Source organism: Paenirhodobacter huangdaonensis, assembly GCF_004022465.1.
Lineage (GTDB): Bacteria > Pseudomonadota > Alphaproteobacteria > Rhodobacterales > Rhodobacteraceae > Rhodobacter > Rhodobacter huangdaonensis.
In genome coordinates, this window is record NZ_SAVA01000010.1 from 90514 (window position 1) to 108231 (window position 17718).

Annotated in this window: 16 protein-coding genes; 8 read left to right on the plus strand and 8 right to left on the minus strand. The window is 68.0% G+C overall.

The window, feature by feature from the left end; translation table 11 throughout:
* The first annotated feature begins 7 nt into the window (after positions 1-7).
* The 5 genes from EOW66_RS16180 (at position 8) to cysE (ending at position 6805) form a co-directional block, all read left to right on the plus strand.
* Positions 8-640, plus strand: coding sequence for a DUF2460 domain-containing protein (locus EOW66_RS16180; RefSeq protein WP_128157322.1), 633 nt, complete (start codon positions 8-10; stop codon positions 638-640).
* Entirely contained in the window at positions 640-1530 is an 891-nt protein-coding gene (locus EOW66_RS16185; RefSeq protein WP_128157323.1) for a DUF2163 domain-containing protein, read from the plus strand. Before EOW66_RS16180 ends, EOW66_RS16185 begins: the two co-directional genes overlap by 1 nt.
* Positions 1527-1982, plus strand: a complete 456-nt coding sequence (locus EOW66_RS16190; protein WP_128157324.1) for a peptidase — start codon at positions 1527-1529, stop codon at positions 1980-1982. Before EOW66_RS16185 ends, EOW66_RS16190 begins: the two co-directional genes overlap by 4 nt.
* Complete coding sequence (locus tag EOW66_RS16195; RefSeq protein WP_128157325.1) at positions 1982-5899, plus strand: baseplate multidomain protein megatron; 3918 nt, start codon at positions 1982-1984, stop codon at positions 5897-5899. Before EOW66_RS16190 ends, EOW66_RS16195 begins: the two co-directional genes overlap by 1 nt.
* 87 nt (positions 5900-5986) lie before the next feature.
* Positions 5987-6805 (plus strand): serine O-acetyltransferase, encoded by an 819-nt coding sequence (cysE, locus tag EOW66_RS16200; RefSeq protein ID WP_128157326.1) that lies wholly within the window; start codon positions 5987-5989, stop codon positions 6803-6805.
* A 41-nt stretch (positions 6806-6846) separates the two neighbouring features.
* On the opposite strand, the gene EOW66_RS16205 is transcribed toward cysE, so the two are convergent.
* The 7 genes from EOW66_RS16205 to EOW66_RS16235 form a co-directional block, all read right to left on the minus strand.
* Positions 6847-7182 carry a carboxymuconolactone decarboxylase family protein gene (locus tag EOW66_RS16205; protein ID WP_128157327.1) on the minus strand — a complete coding sequence of 112 codons (336 nt, stop codon included), beginning with the start codon at positions 7180-7182 and terminating at the stop codon, positions 6847-6849.
* A 125-nt stretch (positions 7183-7307) separates the two neighbouring features.
* Positions 7308-8591 (minus strand): pyruvate dehydrogenase complex dihydrolipoamide acetyltransferase, encoded by a 1284-nt coding sequence (locus EOW66_RS16210; protein WP_128157328.1) that lies wholly within the window; start codon positions 8589-8591, stop codon positions 7308-7310.
* Positions 8592-8601: 10 nt separating this feature from the next.
* Positions 8602-9969 (minus strand): pyruvate dehydrogenase complex E1 component subunit beta, encoded by a 1368-nt coding sequence (locus EOW66_RS16215; protein ID WP_128157329.1) that lies wholly within the window; start codon positions 9967-9969, stop codon positions 8602-8604.
* A gap of 12 nt (positions 9970-9981) precedes the next feature.
* On the minus strand, positions 9982-10986 hold the full coding sequence (gene pdhA / locus EOW66_RS16220; protein WP_113898792.1) for a pyruvate dehydrogenase (acetyl-transferring) E1 component subunit alpha: 1005 nt from the start codon (positions 10984-10986) through the stop codon (positions 9982-9984).
* Positions 10987-11120: 134 nt separating this feature from the next.
* Entirely contained in the window at positions 11121-11417 is a 297-nt protein-coding gene (locus EOW66_RS16225; protein ID WP_128157330.1) for an FtsB family cell division protein, read from the minus strand.
* Positions 11418-11637: 220 nt separating this feature from the next.
* Positions 11638-12528, minus strand: a complete 891-nt coding sequence (locus tag EOW66_RS16230; RefSeq protein ID WP_113898885.1) for a fructose bisphosphate aldolase — start codon at positions 12526-12528, stop codon at positions 11638-11640.
* A 135-nt stretch (positions 12529-12663) separates the two neighbouring features.
* The gene (locus tag EOW66_RS16235) at positions 12664-13854 is read right to left on the minus strand and encodes a phosphoglycerate kinase (RefSeq protein WP_128157331.1); all 1191 of its coding nucleotides are present in this window, start codon (positions 13852-13854) and stop codon (positions 12664-12666) included.
* A 162-nt stretch (positions 13855-14016) separates the two neighbouring features.
* Between EOW66_RS16235 and EOW66_RS16240 the strand changes: the two genes are divergently transcribed.
* Entirely contained in the window at positions 14017-14529 is a 513-nt protein-coding gene (locus tag EOW66_RS16240; protein ID WP_128157332.1) for a peptidylprolyl isomerase, read from the plus strand.
* Positions 14516-15103 carry a peptidylprolyl isomerase gene (locus EOW66_RS16245; RefSeq protein WP_121534174.1) on the plus strand — a complete coding sequence of 196 codons (588 nt, stop codon included), beginning with the start codon at positions 14516-14518 and terminating at the stop codon, positions 15101-15103. The genes EOW66_RS16240 and EOW66_RS16245 overlap by 14 nt, the downstream gene beginning before the upstream one ends.
* 140 nt (positions 15104-15243) lie before the next feature.
* On the opposite strand, the gene tyrS is transcribed toward EOW66_RS16245, so the two are convergent.
* The gene (gene tyrS, locus EOW66_RS16250) at positions 15244-16494 is read right to left on the minus strand and encodes a tyrosine--tRNA ligase (protein WP_128157333.1); all 1251 of its coding nucleotides are present in this window, start codon (positions 16492-16494) and stop codon (positions 15244-15246) included.
* Positions 16495-16555: 61 nt separating this feature from the next.
* Between tyrS and EOW66_RS16255 the strand changes: the two genes are divergently transcribed.
* Positions 16556-17665 (plus strand): anhydro-N-acetylmuramic acid kinase, encoded by a 1110-nt coding sequence (locus EOW66_RS16255; RefSeq protein ID WP_128157334.1) that lies wholly within the window; start codon positions 16556-16558, stop codon positions 17663-17665.
* Positions 17666-17718 lie beyond the last annotated feature (53 nt).

Below are 17718 nucleotides of genomic sequence, written 5' to 3' on the forward strand. Positions count from 1 at the left end.
GGGGCAGATGGCCTTTCACGAGATCCGCTTTCCCGCGAACCTGAGCTTCGGCTCGGTCGGCGGGCCCGAGCGGCGCACCGAGATCGTCACGCTGGCGAACGGGTTCGAGGAGCGCAACACCCCCTGGGCGCATTCGCGCCGGCGCTATGACGCGGGGGTGGGGCTGCGCAGCCTCGATGACGTCGAGCGGCTGATCGCCTTCTTCGAGGCGCGGGCCGGGCAGCTGCATGGCTTTCGCTGGAAGGACTGGGCCGATTACAAGAGTTGTCCGGCCTCGCGCGCGCCGCGCTTCGAGGATCAGCTGATTGGCACCGGCGACGGGGTGACCGCGGCCTTCGGGCTGAAGAAGACCTACAGCTCGGGCGGTGTCGATTACGTGCGGCCGATCACCAAGCCGGTGGCGGGGACGGTCGTCGTCGGGGTGCAGGGCGACAGCCAGGCCGAGGCGGTGCATTTCGAGATCGACACCGCCACCGGCATCGTCACCTTCTTCGACCCGCCGGCCGAGGGGGTGCGGGTGACCGCGGGCTTCGAGTTCGACGTGCCGGTGCGGTTCGACACCGACACGATCCAGGTCTCGGTGCAGTCGTTCCGGGCGGGCGACCTGCCGCAGGTGCCGGTGCTGGAGGTGCGGATCTGATGACCTATTCCGAGGAGCTGAAGGCGCATCTTGCGGGCGGCGCGACGACGCTGGCGCGGGCCTGGGCGATCTTGCGCAAGGACGGGCGGGTGCTGGGCTTTACCGACCACGACCGGCCGCTCGCCTTCGAGGGGATCCGCTTCGAACCCGGCAGCGGCATGACGGCGAAGGCGCTGGTGCAGGGCACGGGGCTCGCGGTCGACAACAGCGAGGGCTATGGCGCGCTGAGCTCGGAGGCGATCTCGGAGGCGGAGCTGCTGGCCGGGCGCTATGACGGCGCCGAGGTGCGGGCCTGGATCGTCGACTGGGCGGATGTGACGATCCGGGCCGAGACCTTTCGCGGCACGATCGGCGAGGTGACGCGCGGGGCGGGCGCCTTCCGTGCCGAGCTGCGCGGGCTGACCGAGGCGCTGTCGGCCGAGCGCGGGCGGATCTATCACCCGCGCTGCTCGGCGGTGCTGGGCGATGCGAAATGCCGCTTCGATCTGGAGAGGAACGGCTACGGGCTCGAGATTGCCGCCGAGACGGTCGAGGAGGGGCGGGTGTTCCGCTTTGCCGCGGTTGCGGGCTTCGAGGACCGCTGGTTCGAGAAGGGCCGGTTTCGGGTGCTGAGCGGGGCGGCGGCGGGGTTGGTCGGCGTGATCAAGAACGACCGGGTGCAGGGCACGGGGGCGCGGGTGGTCGAACTGTGGCAGGGGCTGGGCGCCGAGGTCGCGCCCGGCGACCGGCTGCGGCTCGATCCGGGCTGTGATCGGCGCGCCGACACCTGCCGGCTGAAATTCGACAATTTCAGGAATTTCAGGGGGTTCCCGCATATCCCGGGGGAGGACTGGCTGGTCTCCTATCCGGTCGAGGGCGGCAGCAATGACGGCGGGAGCCTGTTCCGGTGACGGTAGGCGAACAGGCGGTGGCGATCGCGCGGCGTTGGATCGGGACGCCCTATCTGCATCAGGCCTCGGTCGAGGGGGCGGGCAGCGATTGCCTTGGCCTTTTGCGCGGGATCTGGCGCGAGCTTTACGGGGGCGAGCCGGAACCCGTGCCGCCCTATACGCCAGACTGGTCGGAGCCCGTGCGCGAGGAGCGGCTTTGGGCGGCGGCGCGACGGCATCTGATCGCGCTGTCGGAGGAGGCGGGGAGCCTGCCCGAGCGGCCGGGCGAGGTGATCCTGTTCCGGCTGCGCGCGGGCGGCGTGGCCAAGCATCTGGGCATCGCGGCCAGGGTCGGGGCGGGAGCGAGCTTCGTGCATGCCTACAGCGGCCACGGGGTGATCGAGAGCCCGCTGTCGCGCCCCTGGGGCCGGCGGATCGTGGCGCGGTTTCAGTTTTCTGAGGGAGGCCTCTGATGGCGACGCTGTTGCTTTCCGCCGTGGGCGGGATGGTCGGGGCGGGGTTTGGTGGCACGATTGTCGGCCTGTCGGGCGCGGTGATCGGGCGGGCGATCGGGGCGACGCTTGGACAGGTGATCGACCAGCGGCTGCTGGGGATCGGATCGCAGCGGGTGGAGACCGGGCGAGTCGACCGGCTGCGGCTGTCGAGCGCGAGCGAGGGCGCGCCGGTTGGCCGTATCTGGGGGCGGATGCGGGTTGGCGGGCAGGTGATCTGGGCCACCCGTTTCTTCGAGACGAAGAAGACGAAGAAACGCGGCAAGGGCGCGCCGAAGGTCACCACCACCAGCTACAGCTATTCGGTGAGCCTTGCGATCGCGCTGTGCGAGGGCGAGATCCTGCGCGTGGGACGGGTCTGGGCGGACGGGATCGAGATCGAGCCGGGCAGCGTGGTCATGCGCGTCTACACCGGCTCCGAGGACCAGCTGCCCGATCCGAAGATCGAGGCGGTGGAGGGCGCAGGTGCCGCGCCGGCCTATCGCGGCATCGCCTATGTCGTCTTCGAGGATCTGGAGCTGTCGCCCTATGGCAACCGGGTGCCGCAGTTCTCGTTCGAGGTGGTGCGGCCGGCGCAAGGCGCGCTGATCGAGACGGTGCCCGATCTCGTGCGGGGCTTGCGGGCGGTGGCGATGATCCCGGGCACCGGAGAATACGCGCTGGCGACGACGCCGGTCTATCAGAAGGCGGGCACGGGGGCGGGGGCGGTGACCGAGGTGGTGAACCAGAACGCGGCCGGCGGGGGGACCGATTTCGTGCAGTCTCTGACCGCGCTCGACGAGGAGCTGCCGGCCTGCGAGGCGGTGTCTCTGGTCGTGTCCTGGTTCGGCAGCGATCTGCGCTGCGGCGACTGCGCGGTGCGCCCGAAGGTGGCCGATGCCTCGGTCGAAGGGACGGGGATGCGCTGGCAGGTCTCGGGGGCGTCGCGTGCCGAGGTCGGGGAAGTGCCGCGTGTCGCCGGCGCGTCGATCTATGGCGGCACGCCCGCCGATGCGGCGGTGATCGAGGCAATCATGGCCCTGCGCGCGGCGGGCAAGGCGGTGACCTTCTATCCCTTCATCCTGATGGAGCAGACCGGGGGCAACACGTTGCCCGACCCCTGGAGCGGGGCCGGGAGCCAGCCGGTCTTGCCCTGGCGCGGGCGGATCACGCTGTCGGTCGCGCCGGGGCGGGCGGGCAGCCCCGACCGCAGCCTGACCGCCGAGGCCGAAGTGGCGGCCTTCTTCGGTGCGGCGCAGCCCGGCGATTTCACCCCGGGCGACGGCACGGTTGCCTACTCGGGGCCGGTGGAATGGTCGATGCGCCGCTTCATCCTGCATTACGCGCATCTGTGCGCGATGGCGGGCGGGGTCGAGGCCTTTTGCATCGGCACCGAGATGGTGGCGCTGAACCAGATCCGCGGGGCGGGTGACAGCTTTCCGGCGGTTGCGGCCTTTCGCACCCTCGCCGCGGAGGTGCGCGCGATCCTCGGGCCCGGCTGCAAGATCAGCTATGCCGCCGACTGGTCGGAATATGCGGGCTATGCCCCGGGCAATGGCGACCGCTATTTCCACCTCGATCCGCTCTGGGCCGACGAGAACGTCGATTTCATCGGCATCGACAATTACATGCCGTTGTCGGACTGGCGCGACGGCGAGGAGCATCTCGATGCTGATTGGGGTGCGATCTATGCGCTTGACTACCTCAAGGCGAATGTCGCCGGTGGCGAGGGGTTCGACTGGTTCTATGCAGCCGAGGAACACCGCGCGGCGCAGATCCGCACGCCGATCACCGATGGCGACGGGGGCGAGCCCTGGATCTGGCGGGTGAAGGACATTCGCGGCTGGTGGGAGAATGCCCATCACGAGCGCGTGGCGGGCGTGCGCAGGGCCGCGGCGACCGCCTGGGTGCCGCGCTCGAAACCCGTCTGGTTCACCGAGATGGGCTGTGCCGCGATCGACAAGGGCACGAACCAGCCCAACAAGTTTCTCGATCCGAAAAGTTCGGAATCGCGCCTGCCCCATTTCTCGGACGGGCGGCGCGACGAGCTGATCCAGATGCAATACCTGCGCGCCATGGTCAGCTATTGGGGCGAGGCGGCGCACAACCCGGTCTCCGAACTTTACCGCGGGCCGATGGTCAATATGCGCCGCGCCCATGTCTGGGCCTGGGACAGCCGGCCTTACCCGGCCTTTCCGGGGCGTGCCGATCTTTGGGCCGATGCCGGGAATTACGCGCGCGGGCACTGGATTTCCGGCCGCGCGGTGTCGCAGCCGCTGGCGAGTGTCGTGGCCGAGATCTGCGAGGGCGCCGGGGTGAGGGCGATCGACGTCGGCGGGCTTTACGGGCTGGTGCGCGGCTTTGCGCCCGAGGGCGGCGAGAGCGGGCGGGCGCAACTACAGTCGCTGATGCTGGCCTATGGCTTCGAAGCGCTCGAGCGCGAGGGCCGGCTTGTCTTCCGGATGCGGGACGGCCGCGTTGCGGCGCAGCTTGACGGCGACAGGCTGGCGCTTGGCACGGAGAGCGACGCAGTGATCGAAACGAGCCGCGCCCCCGCGGCCGAGATGGCGGGGCGGGTGCGGCTGACCTATGTCGAGGCCGATGGCGATTTCGAGGCCGCAGTGGCCGAGGCGCTGTTCCCCGACGAGGAAGATGGCGCGGTCTCTGGATCGGAGCTGTCGCTCGCGCTCACCCGGGCACAGGCGCAGGGGCTTGCCGAGCGTTGGCTGGCCGAAGCGCGGGTGGCACGCGACGCGGCGCGGTTTTCGCTGCCGCCGTCGCTTGGCCATCTGGGCGCGGGGGACGTCGTGGCGCTCGAGACGCCCGAGGGCGCGCGGCGCTACCGGCTCGACCGGCTGGAACAGGCGGGCGTGATCTCGGTCGAGGCGGTGCGGGTGGAGCCCGCGATCTATCAGCCCTCGGACGAGGTCGAGGAGCGGGTGGTTCCGCGTCCCTTCGCTGCGCCGGTGCCGGTGACGCCGGTCTTTCTCGACCTGCCGCTGATGACGGGGATGGAAGATCCCCAGGCTCCGCATCTGGCGGTGACCGCGACGCCCTGGCCGGGCACCGTTGCCGTCTATTCCTCGATCGAGGACGAGGGCTATACGCTCAACGCCACGCTCTCGGCGCGGGCGGTGATCGGCGAGACGCTGAGCACGCTGCCGGCAGCGCGGCCGGGGCTGTGGGACCGGGGGCCGGCCTTGCGGGTGCGGATGGTCGGCGGCGATCTCGAGTCGGTCAGCAGGACGCGGCTGCTTTCGGGGGCGAACCTGCTGGCGATCGGGGATGGCAGCGCCGAGGGCTGGGAGCTTTTGCAATTCGCCACGGCGACGCCGGTGCTGACCAATGTCTGGGATCTGTCGCTGCGGCTGCGCGGGCAGCTCGGCACCGACGCGCTGATGCCCGAGGTCTGGCCTGCCGGCAGCACGGTGGTGTTGCTCGATGAGGCGCCCGAGCAGATCCTGCTTGCGGCCTCGGCCCGGGGGCTGGCGCGGCACTACCGGATCGGATCGGCGCGGCGCGGCTATGACGATCCGTCCTATGTGCATGAGGTGCTGGCGTTTCGCGGCGCGGGGTTGCGCCCGCTCAGCCCGTGCCATCTGCGCGCGGCGCGGGGGGCCGCGGGCTGGGATCTGAGCTGGGTCCGGCGGACGCGGATCGACGGCGACAGCTGGGACGGCTATGAGGTGCCGCTGGGCGAAGCCTCCGAGCTTTACCTGGTGCGGGTGAGCGAGGGCACGGCGATGCGCCGGCAGGCCACGGTGGGCATGCCCGCCTGGAGCTACAGCCTGGCGCAGGCGGCGGCGGACGGGATCACCGGTGCCTTCACCGTCGAGGTGATGCAGGTCTCGGATGTGTTCGGCCCCGGTCTTGCCGCGCGGATCGCGCTTGCGCCCTGACGCTGCGGGCTTTTCTCCGGCGCCGCCTTCCCCTATGTGTGGGCAGGCCTATGTGATAGGTTTGCCCGAAGGCGAAGGAGCGTGGTGATGGCGGAAATGCGCGCGAAGGTGACGGCGGTCGATCCGGTCTGGACCCGGATCTGCGACGAGGCGCGCGATGCCGTGCGCGACGAGCCGCTTCTGGGCGCGCTGATCCATGCCGGGCTTCTGCACCATCCGACAATGGAGCGTGCGCTTGCCTATCGCTTTTCGCTGAAGCTTGCTTCGGGCGAGATGAGCGAGCAGATCCTGCGCGAGATCGCCGACGAGGCCTATGGCGCTGACCCGGGGCTGGGCGGTGCGGCGCGTGCCGATCTGGTGGCGGTCTATGACCGTGACCCGGCCTGCCACCGCTTCCTGCAGCCGATCCTGTTCTTCAAGGGCTATCAGGCGCTGCAGGCCTACCGGATCTCGCACTGGTTGTGGCGGCAAGGCCGGCGCGACATGGCCTATTTCGTGCAGATGCGCACCTCCGAGATGTTCGGCGTCGACATCCACCCGGCGGCCCGGATCGGCAAAGGCGTGATGATCGACCACGCCCATTCGATCGTGATCGGCGAGACCGCGGTGGTGGGCGACAATGTCTCGATGCTCCATTCGGTGACGCTTGGCGGCACTGGCAAGGAAGAGGAAGACCGCCACCCGAAGATCGGCAATGGCGTGCTGATCGGCGCGGGGGCGAAGGTGCTGGGCAATATCCGCATCGGCGACAACAGCCGCATCGCCGCGGGCTCGGTGGTGCTGAGCGACGTGCCCTGCTGCAAGACCGTCGCCGGCGTGCCGGCGAAGATCGTCGGCGAAGCCGGTTGCGACCAGCCCGCGGTGCGGATGGATCAGCAGCTGAAGAACTGCAACTGCGAGGGCTGAGGCCCGGGAGCGAGGCCGGGCGGGGCCCGGCCCCTCTGGCCTCAGGCAGACAGCTGGTCAAAGGCCTCGAGCGCCTTGACCCCGTACATCATCGACGGCCCGCCGCCCATCAGCACGCTGACATTCACCGTTTCCTCGATCTCGGCCCGGTTCGCGCCCGCCGCAATGCAGGCCTGCACATGCAGCCCGATGCAATAGCTGCATTGCCGGGCGATGCCGATGGCGAGCGCGATCAGTTCCTTTTCCTTGGTCGAAAGCGCACCCGGCGCGAGCGAGGCGCCGTGCAGCGCGCCGAAGCCCTGATACGAGGCTTCCTGGCATTTCGCGTAATCCCCCATCTCGGCCTTGATGGTCGCAATTTCCGCCTTCCAGTCCATGACGTTTCCTTTCCGAAGGAGTGCATCCGAGTGCAACCCTAGCGGTCGGGATTGTGGCGCGCCTTGAGGCAAAACAAAAAGCCCCCCGGAAACGGGGGGCTTTTCGTCATTTCTGGGCGCGGGGGTCAGGCCAGCATCGCGATCGGGTTCTCGAGGTTCTCGACAATCGCCGCCAAGAGCTGCGCGCCGAGCGCGCCGTCGATCACCCGGTGGTCGACCGAGAGCGTCATCGACATCATCGTCGCCACCTCGATCTCGCCGGCGTCATTCACCACCGGCTTGCGCACGCCCGCACCGACGGCGAGGATCGCGCCATGCGGCGGGTTGATCACCGCGTCGAAATTCTCGATCCCGAACATGCCGAGGTTCGAGATCGCGAAGCTGCCGCCCTGATATTCGTGCGGCGCGAGCTTGCGGTCACGGGCGCGTTTCGCCAGATCCTTCATCTGCTCCGACAGTTTCGAGAGCGATGTCGCCTCGGCGTCGAACAGAACCGGGGTGAAGAGCCCGCCCTCGATCGCCACGGCCACCGCCACGTCCGAGGCCTTCATCTTCAGGATCCGGTCGCCCGCCCAGACGGCATTCGCATCCGGCACCGCCTGCAGCGCCAGCGCACAGGCCTTGATGATGAAGTCGTTGACCGAGAGCTTCACGCCCCGGCCCTCGAGCTTGCGGTTCAGCTCGGCGCGGAAGGCGAGCAGGTCGTCGATCCGCGCGGCGCGGCGCAGGTAGAAATGCGGGATCGTCTGCTTCGCCTCGGTCAGCCGCGCCGCGATGGTGCGGCGCATGCCGTCGAGCGTGACTTCTTCATAGGCGCGGCCCTCGTAGAGCTTCGCCACCGCGCTCGCCGAGACGGCCGGGGCCGCGGCGGCGGGGGCAGCGGCAGCCGCCGGGGCAGGGGCCGCGGCCCTGGGCGCGGCGCCCGCGGCCTCGACATCCGCCTTCACGATCCGCCCGTGCGGGCCAGAACCCGAGAGCGCGGCCAGATCGAGCCCCTTCTCGGCAGCAATCCGGCGGGCGAGCGGCGAGGCGAAGATGCGCTTGCCTGCCGCCACCGGGGCCGCCGGAGCGGGCGCCGCCGCCGGCGTGGGCGCTGCGGCAGGGGTCTCGGCCACCGGCGCGGCAGCCGGTGCGGCCTTCGCCGCCGGCAGCGCATCGGCGCTTTCGCCCTCTTCCAGCAGCACCGCGATCGGGGTGTTCACCTTCACCCCGGCCGTGCCCTCGGCCACGAGGATCTTGCCGAGGATACCTTCATCCACGGCCTCGAACTCCATCGTCGCCTTGTCGGTCTCGATCTCGGCGAGGATGTCGCCCGATTTGACCGTATCGCCTTCCTTCTTCAGCCACTTGGACAGCGTGCCTTCCTCCATCGTCGGAGAAAGCGCGGGCATCAGGATTTCGGTTGCCATCTTTTTCCCCTCAGCGGTAGCAGACAGACTTCGCCGCCGCGACGACATCGTCCGAGGTCGCGAGCGCCAGTTTCTCGAGGTTCGCCGCATAGGGCATCGGCACGTCCTTGCCGGTGATGTTGATCACCGGCGCGTCGAGGTAATCGAAGGCACGCTCCATGATCACCGCCGACAGGTGGTTGCCGATCGCGCCGACGGGCCAGCCCTCTTCCACGGTGATGCAGCGGTTGGTCTTCATCACCGAGGCAAGCACCGTGTCATAGTCGATCGGGCGCAGCGTGCGCAGGTCGATCACCTCGGCCGAGATCCCCTCGGCGGCAAGCTTCTCGGCCGCCTCGAGCGCGTGGCCCATGCCGATGCCGAAGCTGACGAGGGTGACGTCGGTGCCCTCGCGCCAGATCCGCGCCTTGCCGAAGGGGATGGTGAAGTCCTCGAGCGCCGGCACCTCGAAGCTGCGGCCATAGAGGATCTCGTTCTCGAGGAAGACGACCGGGTTCGGATCGCGGATCGCGGTCTTCAGCAGGCCCTTCGCATCGGCCGCCGAATAGGGCATCACCACCTTCAGCCCCGGGATCATCGCATACCAGGCGGCATAGTCCTGGCTGTGCTGGGCGCCGACGCGCGCCGCCGCGCCGTTCGGGCCGCGGAACACGATCGGACAGCCCATCTGGCCGCCGGACATGTACAGCGTCTTCGCCGCCGAGTTGATGATGTGGTCGATCGCCTGCATCGCGAAGTTGAAGGTCATGAACTCGACGATCGGGCGCAGGCCGCCCATGGCCGCGCCGACGGCGATGCCGGTGAAGCCGTATTCGGTGATCGGCGTGTCGATCACCCGCTTCGCGCCGAACTCGTCCAGCAGACCCTGGCTGATCTTGTAGGCGCCCTGATATTCGGCGACTTCCTCGCCCATCAGATAGACGTTTTCGTCGGCGCGCATCTCTTCGGCCATCGCCTCGCGCAGCGCCTCGCGCACCGTCATCGTCTTCATCGGCGTGCCTTCGGGCCAGTCGGCCGAGGCCTTCGAGACCGGCGCCGCGGGCGCCTCGGCGGGCGCGGCGGCCACGGCCGCGACCGGGGCAGGGGCCGCGGCCACAGGGGCGGCGGCGCTCTGCACCGCATCGGCGGCGCTTTCGCCCTCGTCGGCCAGCACCGCGATCGGAGTGTTCACCTTCACCCCGGCGGTGCCCTCGGGCACCAGGATCTTCGCGATCGTGCCCTCGTCCACCGCCTCGAATTCCATCGTCGCCTTGTCGGTCTCGATTTCGGCGAGGATCTGGCCGGAGGTGACGCTGTCGCCCTCCTTCACCAGCCATTTCGCAAGCGTGCCCTCTTCCATCGTCGGAGAGAGCGCGGGCATCAGGATTTCAGTTGCCATTGTCAGTCTCCCTCAGGCGTAGATGTCGGTCCAGAGCTCGCTCAGTGCGGGTTCCGGGCTTTCCTTGGCGAATTCGGCAGCGTCGCTGACGGTCGCCTTGATCTCCTTGTCGATCGCCTTCAGGTCGTCCTCGGTCGCGTGCCCGCCCGAGATCAGCAACTCGCGCACATGTTCGATCGCGTCATGCTCGTCGCGGATCTTCTGCACCTCTTCGCGGGTGCGGTATTTCGCCGGGTCCGACATCGAGTGGCCGCGATAGCGATAGGTCATCATCTCGAGGATGTAGGGGCCGTTGCCGGCGCGGCAGTGCGCCACCGCCTTCTCGCCCGCCGCCTTCACCGCCAGCACATCCATGCCGTCGACCTGCTCGCCCGGGATGCCGAAGGCCACGCCGCGGCCGTAGAGCGTCGTCGACTTGGTCGAGCGCTTGACCGAGGTGCCCATGGCATATTGGTTGTTCTCGATCACGAAGACCACCGGCAGGCTCCACAGCTCGGCCATGTTGTAGGTCTCGTAGACCTGCCCCTGGTTCGCCGCGCCATCGCCGAAATAGGCGAAGGTGACGTTGTCATTGCCCTTGTACTTGTCCGAGAAGGCAAGCCCCGCGCCGATCGGCACCTGCGCGCCGACGATGCCGTGGCCGCCGTAGAAATGGCGCTCCTTCGAGAACATGTGCATCGAGCCGCCCTTGCCGCGGCTGTAGCCGCCCTCGCGCCCGGTCAGCTCGGCCATCACGCCCTTCGGGTCCATGCCGCAGGCCAGCATGTGGCCGTGGTCGCGGTACGAGGTGACGCGCTTGTCGCCCTCTTTCGCCGCCGCCTCGAGCCCGACGACGACCGCCTCCTGGCCGATGTAGAGATGGCAGAACCCGCCGATCAGCCCCATGCCGTAGAGCTGGCCCGCCTTCTCCTCGAACCGGCGGATCAGCAGCATTTCACGATAGTATTTCAGAAGATCGTCCTTCGAGACATTGGCACCGTCCACGGCGGCCGTCTCGGGGGTCTTGCGAGTCGCCATCCGGCTTCCTCCCCTGCGCAGAAAATAGTTCAACGTTAAACCATTTCATACAACAAGGCGGATGGGGATGCAATCGCACATGCGTCAGCCCGGCCCGCAGGCGGGGGCATGGCCGTGACGCGAAAAGGAGAGGCTCAGCGGATGACGATCTCGTCGCGGCGCACGGTGCCCAGCACCTCGCGCGCACGCTCGTCGAGAAGGTCGAGGTCGAGGTAATCGTCCGACAGCCGGTGCGTCAGGTTGGCCATCCGCTCGGCCTCGGCGCGCAAGGCGTCGCGCTCGGTGGTCATCTGGTCGATCTCGGCCTCGATCTGCACCCGGCGGAAGATGCCGTAGGAGCCCTGCACCGCGGCAAAGGTGAAATAGAGGCCGAGCACGACGGCGATCGAGAAGAAGATGAAAGGCCCGACGGCGGGGCGTTTGTGAAACATGCTGCTGCCTCTGTCCCCCGGGGTGCCCCGGCGCATCCGCCTCTTGTCGGGCGATCTTCGGATCATGCCACAGCCGCAGCCGATTGTGAATCCCAGAAAAGTGGGGAAAGGCTTGCTTTTTCTGACCTGTCCGGCCGGGTGGGGCGAAAACGAAACGGGCCCCCAAAAGGGAGCCCGGCCGGTGCCGCGGGGCGACACGACATGTTGCCGCAGACGGCGATCAGGCGATCGAGGCCTTGTAGATGCTGTCGATCGCCGCGCCGAGCGCCGCATCGAATTCCGCATCCGACTGCTGCGCGCTCAGCCCCTCGGTCAGCGCGCGGCTGAACGAGGCGATCATGCCCTGGTTCTGCGCGAGGATCCGGTTCGCCTCGTCGCGCGGATAGCCGCCCGACAGCGCCACCACCTTCAGCACCTTCGGGTGATCGACGAGCGGCTTGTAGAAGTTCGGGATCGTCGGCAGGCTCAGCTTCAGCATCACCGTCTTGCCGTCCTCGAGCCCTTCGAGCTGTTCGAGGATCGCCTCGAGCAGGATCGCCTCGGCATCGGCCTTGTCGGCGATCGAGATCGTCACTTCCGGTTCGATGATCGGCATCAGACCATGCGCGATCACGGTCTTGCCCAGCTCGAACTGCTGCGCCACGACCTCACGGATGCCCTCGACATTCGCCGCCGAGATCACCGAGCGTTCCTTGGTGCCGAAGATGCCGGCAGCGGCAGCGCGGTCGAGCAGCGCCTCGAGGCCCGGGATCGGCTTCAGCATCTGGCAGCCCTTGGCCTCGGCCTCGAGCCCCTTGTCGATCTTCAGGAAGGGCACGACGCCGCGCTTTTCCCACAGGAAGGTGGCGGTCGGCAGACCGTCGATGGTGCGGTCCATGGTCTGTTCGAACAGGATCGCGCCGATCACCTTCTCGCCGGTGAAGGCGGGCGACTTGATGATCCGCGAGCGCATCGCGTGGATCATGTCGTACATCTCGGTCTCGTTCGAATAGGCGTCCTCGTTCACGCCATAGAGCTTCAGCGCCTTCGGCGTCGAGCCACCCGACTGGTCGAGCGCGGCGATGAAACCCTGCCCCTTCTTCATCTGTTCGAGCATTTTCGCGTTCGCCATCATGGTCTCCATGCAAGCTGGTTGCGCCGGTTCCCCGGCCTTGGTCCCCGGATAACCCCATGTCCCCCGTCGCGCAATTCTGAGAACGCTAACAGGGGCCAGACAGGGGAAGGGCGGCCCGAAGGCCGCCCTTTGTCATTTCATCAGTGCCGCAACGCCGGGCAGTTCCTTGCCTTCCATCCATTCGAGGAAGGCCCCGCCGGCGGTCGAGATATAGCTGAAATCGGCGGCGACGCCGGCCTTGTTCAGCGCCGCGACGGTGTCGCCGCCGCCCGCGACCGAAACCAGCGCGCCGGCCTTCGTCAGCTCGGCCGCCTTCCGCGCCGCCGCATTCGTCGCCGCGTCGAAGGGCGCGATCTCGAAGGCGCCGAGCGGGCCGTTCCAGATCAGCGTCTTCGAGGCCTCGAAGACCTTGCAGATCTCGGCGACCGCCTTCGGGCCGGCATCGAGGATCATCGCATCGGCGGGGCAGGCATCGGCCGCCACCACCTCGTTCGCGGCGCCCGCCTTGAACTCGCGCGCCACCACCACGTCGGCGGGCAGCACCACGCGGCAGCCGGCATCGGCGGCCTTGGCGAGAATCGTCTTCGCGGTCTCGGCCATGTCATGCTCGGCGAGCGACTTGCCCACGTCGATGCCCTGCGCGACGAGGAATGTGTTCGCCATGCCGCCGCCGATCACCAGATATTCGACCTTGCTCACCAGATTGCCGAGCAGGTCGAGCTTGGTCGAGACCTTGGCCCCGCCGACGACCGCGGTCACCGGCCGCACCGGGTTGCCAAGCGCCGCCTCGAGCGCCTTCAGCTCGGCTTCCATCAGTCGCCCGGCGGCCGAGGGCAGGATATGCGCCACGCCCTCGGTCGAGCTGTGGGCGCGGTGCGCGGCCGAGAAGGCATCGTTCACATAGACCTGGCCAAGCGCCGCCATCGCCGCGCTGAGTTCGGGGTCGTTCTTCTCCTCGCCGGCGTGGAAGCGGGTGTTCTCGAGCAGCACGACTTCGCCCGGCTGCATCGCGGCCACGGCCTTCTTCGCCGGCGTGCCGATGCAGTCCTCGGCGAAGATCACATGCACGCCAAGCGCCTTTTCCAGCGTCGGCACGAGCGGGCGCAGGCTCATCTCTGGCACGACCTGTCCCTTCGGGCGGCCGAAATGGGCCAGAAGCACCGGCTTGCCGCCCTTGGCGAGGATGTCCTTCACCGTGGGCACGATCTTCTCGATCCGTGTCGCATCGGTCACCACACCGTTCTCGACCGGCACGTTGATATCGACGCGCACCAGCACGACCTTGCCCGCAAGGTCGATCTCGTCGAGGGTTTTCCAGGCCATTTCACTCTCCTCATTCCGCGACCGGCGGAGGGCCATCCGCCGATGCTGCTCACGCAAACTTGCCCCGCCGTGACGGGGCCGTCAACGGCAAGTGCCGCTTTGCTCTTTTCTTGGGCGGGGCTCCTGCGTAAGGTCGCGCCAATCATTCGAGGAGGACCAGCGATGGCCGAGATCAAAGACCCCGAAAACACCATCATCCTGACGCTCAAGGACGGCGACGTGGTGATCGAGCTGCTGCCCGAGATCGCACCGAAGCACGCCGAGCGGATGAAGCAGCTTGCCCGTGACGGCGCCTATGACAACGTCGCCTTCCACCGCGTGATCGAGGGCTTCATGGCGCAGACCGGCGATGTCGAGAACGCCAACATGGAAAAGGACTACAACCCCCGCCGCGCCGGCACGGGTGGCTCGCAGTACCCGGACCTGCCCGCCGAATTCTCGCGCATCCCGCATGACCGCGGCACGCTCGGCGCGGCGCGCTCGATGAACCCGAACTCGGCCAACTCGCAGTTCTTCATCAACTTCTCCGACAACCACTTCCTAAACGGCCAGTACACCGTCTATGGCCGGGTGATCTCGGGGATGGAATTCGTCGACAAGATCATGCGTGGCGAGCCGCCGGCGAACCCCGACCGGATGATCAAGGTGAAGGTCGCCGCCGATGCTGACGCGTAAGCTCTTCCTGGCCGGGGCGTTCTGCCTCGGCGCCACCGTGGCGCTCGCTCAGGACGGCACCACCGTGCCCGACGGACCGGGCCCGAATCTGGTGCTCGAGATCGGCGGCTCGGTCAGCGGCAAGGTGGTGATCGACCTGCTGCCCGACGTTGCGCCCAAGCATGTCGAGCGGATCGTCAAGCTCGCGAACGAGCACGCCTATGACGACGTCGTCTTCCACCGGGTGATCGACGGCTTCATGGCGCAGACCGGCGACGTGCAGTTCGGCAAGCGTGGCGCGGACACCTCGATGGCGGGGATGGGCGGCTCGAAATACCCCGATCTTCCGGCGGAATTCTCGAACCGCTCCTTCAGCCGCGGCATGGTCGGCATGGCGCGCTCGGCGAACCCGGATTCGGCCAACTCGCAGTTCTTCGTGATGTTCGCCCCGGCGCCGCATCTGGATGGCCAGTACACCATCGTCGGTCATGTTGTCTCCGGCATGGAGGTGATCGACCGGCTGAAGAAGGGCAATCCGGCGCAGAACGGCCTCGTCGAGGACCCGGACTACATCGTCTCGGCGACGATCGAGTGAGGCCGGGCGGGGGCGCTGCCCCCGCACCCCCGAGGTATTTGTGCCAAGATGAAAGAAAAAGGGCGCTCCGACCGGGGCGCCCTTGTTTTTTCTTGGCCGAAATACTCCGGGGGTCCGGGGGCAGCGCCCCCGGTCTGTCCTCAGCCGAGGGTGACGCGCGCGTGCCGTTTCTTGCCGGCGCTCAGCTTCACCGGTTCGGCGAGATCGGCGGCGTGGAACATCCGCCCCGCATCGACGCAGGTCTCGTCATTGACCTTCAGCCCGCCTTCGGAAATCAGCCGCTTGCCGTCCTTACCGGTCTTCGCGAGCCCGGTGCGCAGCACGAGCTGAGCCAGGCTGATGCCGTCGGCGACCTCGGCGGCGCTCAGCGCCAGCGTCGGCAGATCCTCGCCCAGGCCGCCGTTCTCGAAGACCTCGCGCGCCGTGGCCTCGGCCGCAGCCGCCGCCTCCGCCCCGTGCAGGAGCGTCGTCACCTCATTTGCGAGGATGATCTTCGCGCCGTTGATCTCGGCCCCGCCAAGCGCGCCGAGCCGCTCGCATTCCTCGACCGGCAGCTCGGTATAGAGCTTGAGGAAGCGGCCGACATCGGCGTCGGTGGTGTTGCGCCAGAACTGCCAGAATTCGTAAGGCGAGAGCATCTGGTCGTTGAGCCAGATCGCACCGCCCTGCGACTTGCCCATCTTGCGCCCGTCCGAGGTGGTCAGCAGCGGCGTCGTCAGGCCGAAAATCTCGCGGTCGAGCACGCGGCGCGTCAGGTCGATGCCGTTGACGATGTTGCCCCACTGGTCCGAGCCGCCCATCTGCAGCACGCAGCCATAGCGGCGGTTCAACTCGAGGAAGTCATAGGCCTGCAGGATCATGTAGTTGAATTCGAGGAAGCTCAGCGACTGCTCGCGGTCGAGCCGCGACTTCACCGATTCGAACGACAGCATCCGGTTCACCGAGAAGTGCCGGCCGATGTCGCGCAGGAAGTCGAGGTAGTTCAGGTCGTCAAGCCACTCGGCGTTGTTGCGCATCATCGCGCCATTCGCCTCGTCGCGGTAATCGAGGTAGCGCGCGAAGACGCGCTGCATGCCAGCGATGTTCTCGTCGATCTTCTCGGGCGTCAGCAGCGGCCGCTCTTCCGAGCGGAAGGAGGGGTCGCCGACCTTCGTCGTGCCGCCGCCCATCAGCGTGATCGGCTGGTTGCCGGTCTTCTGGAACCAGCGCAGCAGCATGATGTTGAGCAGATGGCCCACATGCAGCGACGCCGCGGTGGCGTCATAGCCGATATAGGCGGTGACCATCCCCTTCGTCAGTGCCGCGTCGAGTTCCTGGAGGTCGGTGCAATCCGCCAGAAAGCCACGCTCGATGATGATGCGGAGGAAGTCCGATCGGGGATGGTAGGTCATCGTGCTTGTCCCTATTCTACACGTCCTGCCGTATATCCGGCAGGCAGCCAAAGGGGAAGCCATGTTGAAGCCGGGGCCGGTCTGGGCGGCGGGAGCGATGTCGGGAACCTCGCTCGACGGGGTCGATGCGGCGATGGTGCTGACCGACGGGCAGCGCATCCTCGATTTCGGCCGCACCGATTACCGCCCCTATTCCGAGACCGAGCAGGAGGTGCTGCGCGCGGCCCTTGGCCGGTGGCCGGGCGAGCCCGGGGTGGAGGCGGCGGCCGAGGTCGTCGAGACCGCCCATGCCGAGCTTTTGGCAGGCATGGTCGACGCCCGGCTGATCGGCTTTCACGGCCAGACCCTTGCGCATGATCCGCAGGGGATGAGCGGGGCGCGGCGCACGCATCAGGCCGGCTCGGGGCGGGTGCTGGCCGAGGTGCTGGGCCGGCCGGTGGTGTGGGATTTCCGCTCGACCGACGTCGAGCTGGGCGGGCAGGGCGCGCCGCTCGTTCCGTTTTTCCATTTCGCCGCGGCGCAATGGGCGGGGCTGTCGGCGCCGGTTGCGTTTCTGAACCTTGGCGGCGTGGCCAATGTCACCTGGCTCGACCCGCGCGCGGCAGGGCCCGAGGTGGCGGGGGCGCTTCTCGCCTTCGACACCGGCCCGGCGAATGCGCCGATCAACGATCTGGTCCATGCCCGGCTTGGCGGGGCGCGCGACGAGGGCGGTGCGCTCGCGCTTGCGGGCCGCGCCGATATGGATCTGGTCGAGCGCTTCCTGGCCCATCCGTTCTTCCTGCGCATCCCGCCGAAGTCTCTGGATCGCAACGAATTTCCGGATCTTCTGAAATCTGTGGAGAGGCTTTCCGACGCTGATGCCGCGGCAACGCTCACCGCGGCGGCGGCCGCCGCCGTCGCCCGCGGCTTCGAGCATTTCCCCGAACCGCCCGCGGCGCTTTATGTCGCCGGCGGCGGGCGGATGAACGCGGCGCTGATGGTCGAGCTGGCCCGGCGGCTGAATTGCCCCGTCGCCCCGGTCGAGGATCTCGGCCTCGATGGCGACATGCTCGAGGCGCAGGCCTTCGCCTATCTCGCGGTGCGGGTGGCGCGCGGCTTGCCGACCTCGGGGCCGAGCACCACCGGGGTCGCGGCGCTGGTCGGCGGCGGCCAGCTCAGCGCGCCGAGCTGAGTGCCTGCGCCGGGAGTGTCGCCCCGGCGCGGCAATTCTCCGATCCGCTTTGA

What these genes read in the sequence shown, in the direction of transcription:
- EOW66_RS16240 (WP_128157332.1), top strand. Translation starts at nt 14,017, where the DNA reads ATGGCCGAGATCAAAGACCCCGAAAACACCATCATCCTGACGCTCAAG.
- EOW66_RS16185 (WP_128157323.1), top strand. Translation starts at nt 640, where the DNA reads ATGACCTATTCCGAGGAGCTGAAGGCGCATCTTGCGGGCGGCGCGACG.
- tyrS (WP_128157333.1), bottom strand. Translation starts at nt 16,494, where the DNA reads ATGACCTACCATCCCCGATCGGACTTCCTCCGCATCATCATCGAGCGT.
- cysE (WP_128157326.1), top strand. Translation starts at nt 5,987, where the DNA reads ATGGCGGAAATGCGCGCGAAGGTGACGGCGGTCGATCCGGTCTGGACC.
- EOW66_RS16205 (WP_128157327.1), bottom strand. Translation starts at nt 7,182, where the DNA reads ATGGACTGGAAGGCGGAAATTGCGACCATCAAGGCCGAGATGGGGGAT.
- EOW66_RS16215 (WP_128157329.1), bottom strand. Translation starts at nt 9,969, where the DNA reads ATGGCAACTGAAATCCTGATGCCCGCGCTCTCTCCGACGATGGAAGAG.
- EOW66_RS16230 (WP_113898885.1), bottom strand. Translation starts at nt 12,528, where the DNA reads ATGGCGAACGCGAAAATGCTCGAACAGATGAAGAAGGGGCAGGGTTTC.
- EOW66_RS16255 (WP_128157334.1), top strand. Translation starts at nt 16,556, where the DNA reads ATGTTGAAGCCGGGGCCGGTCTGGGCGGCGGGAGCGATGTCGGGAACC.
- EOW66_RS16210 (WP_128157328.1), bottom strand. Translation starts at nt 8,591, where the DNA reads ATGGCAACCGAAATCCTGATGCCCGCGCTTTCTCCGACGATGGAGGAA.
- EOW66_RS16195 (WP_128157325.1), top strand. Translation starts at nt 1,982, where the DNA reads ATGGCGACGCTGTTGCTTTCCGCCGTGGGCGGGATGGTCGGGGCGGGG.
- EOW66_RS16225 (WP_128157330.1), bottom strand. Translation starts at nt 11,417, where the DNA reads ATGTTTCACAAACGCCCCGCCGTCGGGCCTTTCATCTTCTTCTCGATC.
- EOW66_RS16235 (WP_128157331.1), bottom strand. Translation starts at nt 13,854, where the DNA reads ATGGCCTGGAAAACCCTCGACGAGATCGACCTTGCGGGCAAGGTCGTG.
- pdhA (WP_113898792.1), bottom strand. Translation starts at nt 10,986, where the DNA reads ATGGCGACTCGCAAGACCCCCGAGACGGCCGCCGTGGACGGTGCCAAT.
- EOW66_RS16180 (WP_128157322.1), top strand. Translation starts at nt 8, where the DNA reads ATGGCCTTTCACGAGATCCGCTTTCCCGCGAACCTGAGCTTCGGCTCG.
- EOW66_RS16245 (WP_121534174.1), top strand. Translation starts at nt 14,516, where the DNA reads ATGCTGACGCGTAAGCTCTTCCTGGCCGGGGCGTTCTGCCTCGGCGCC.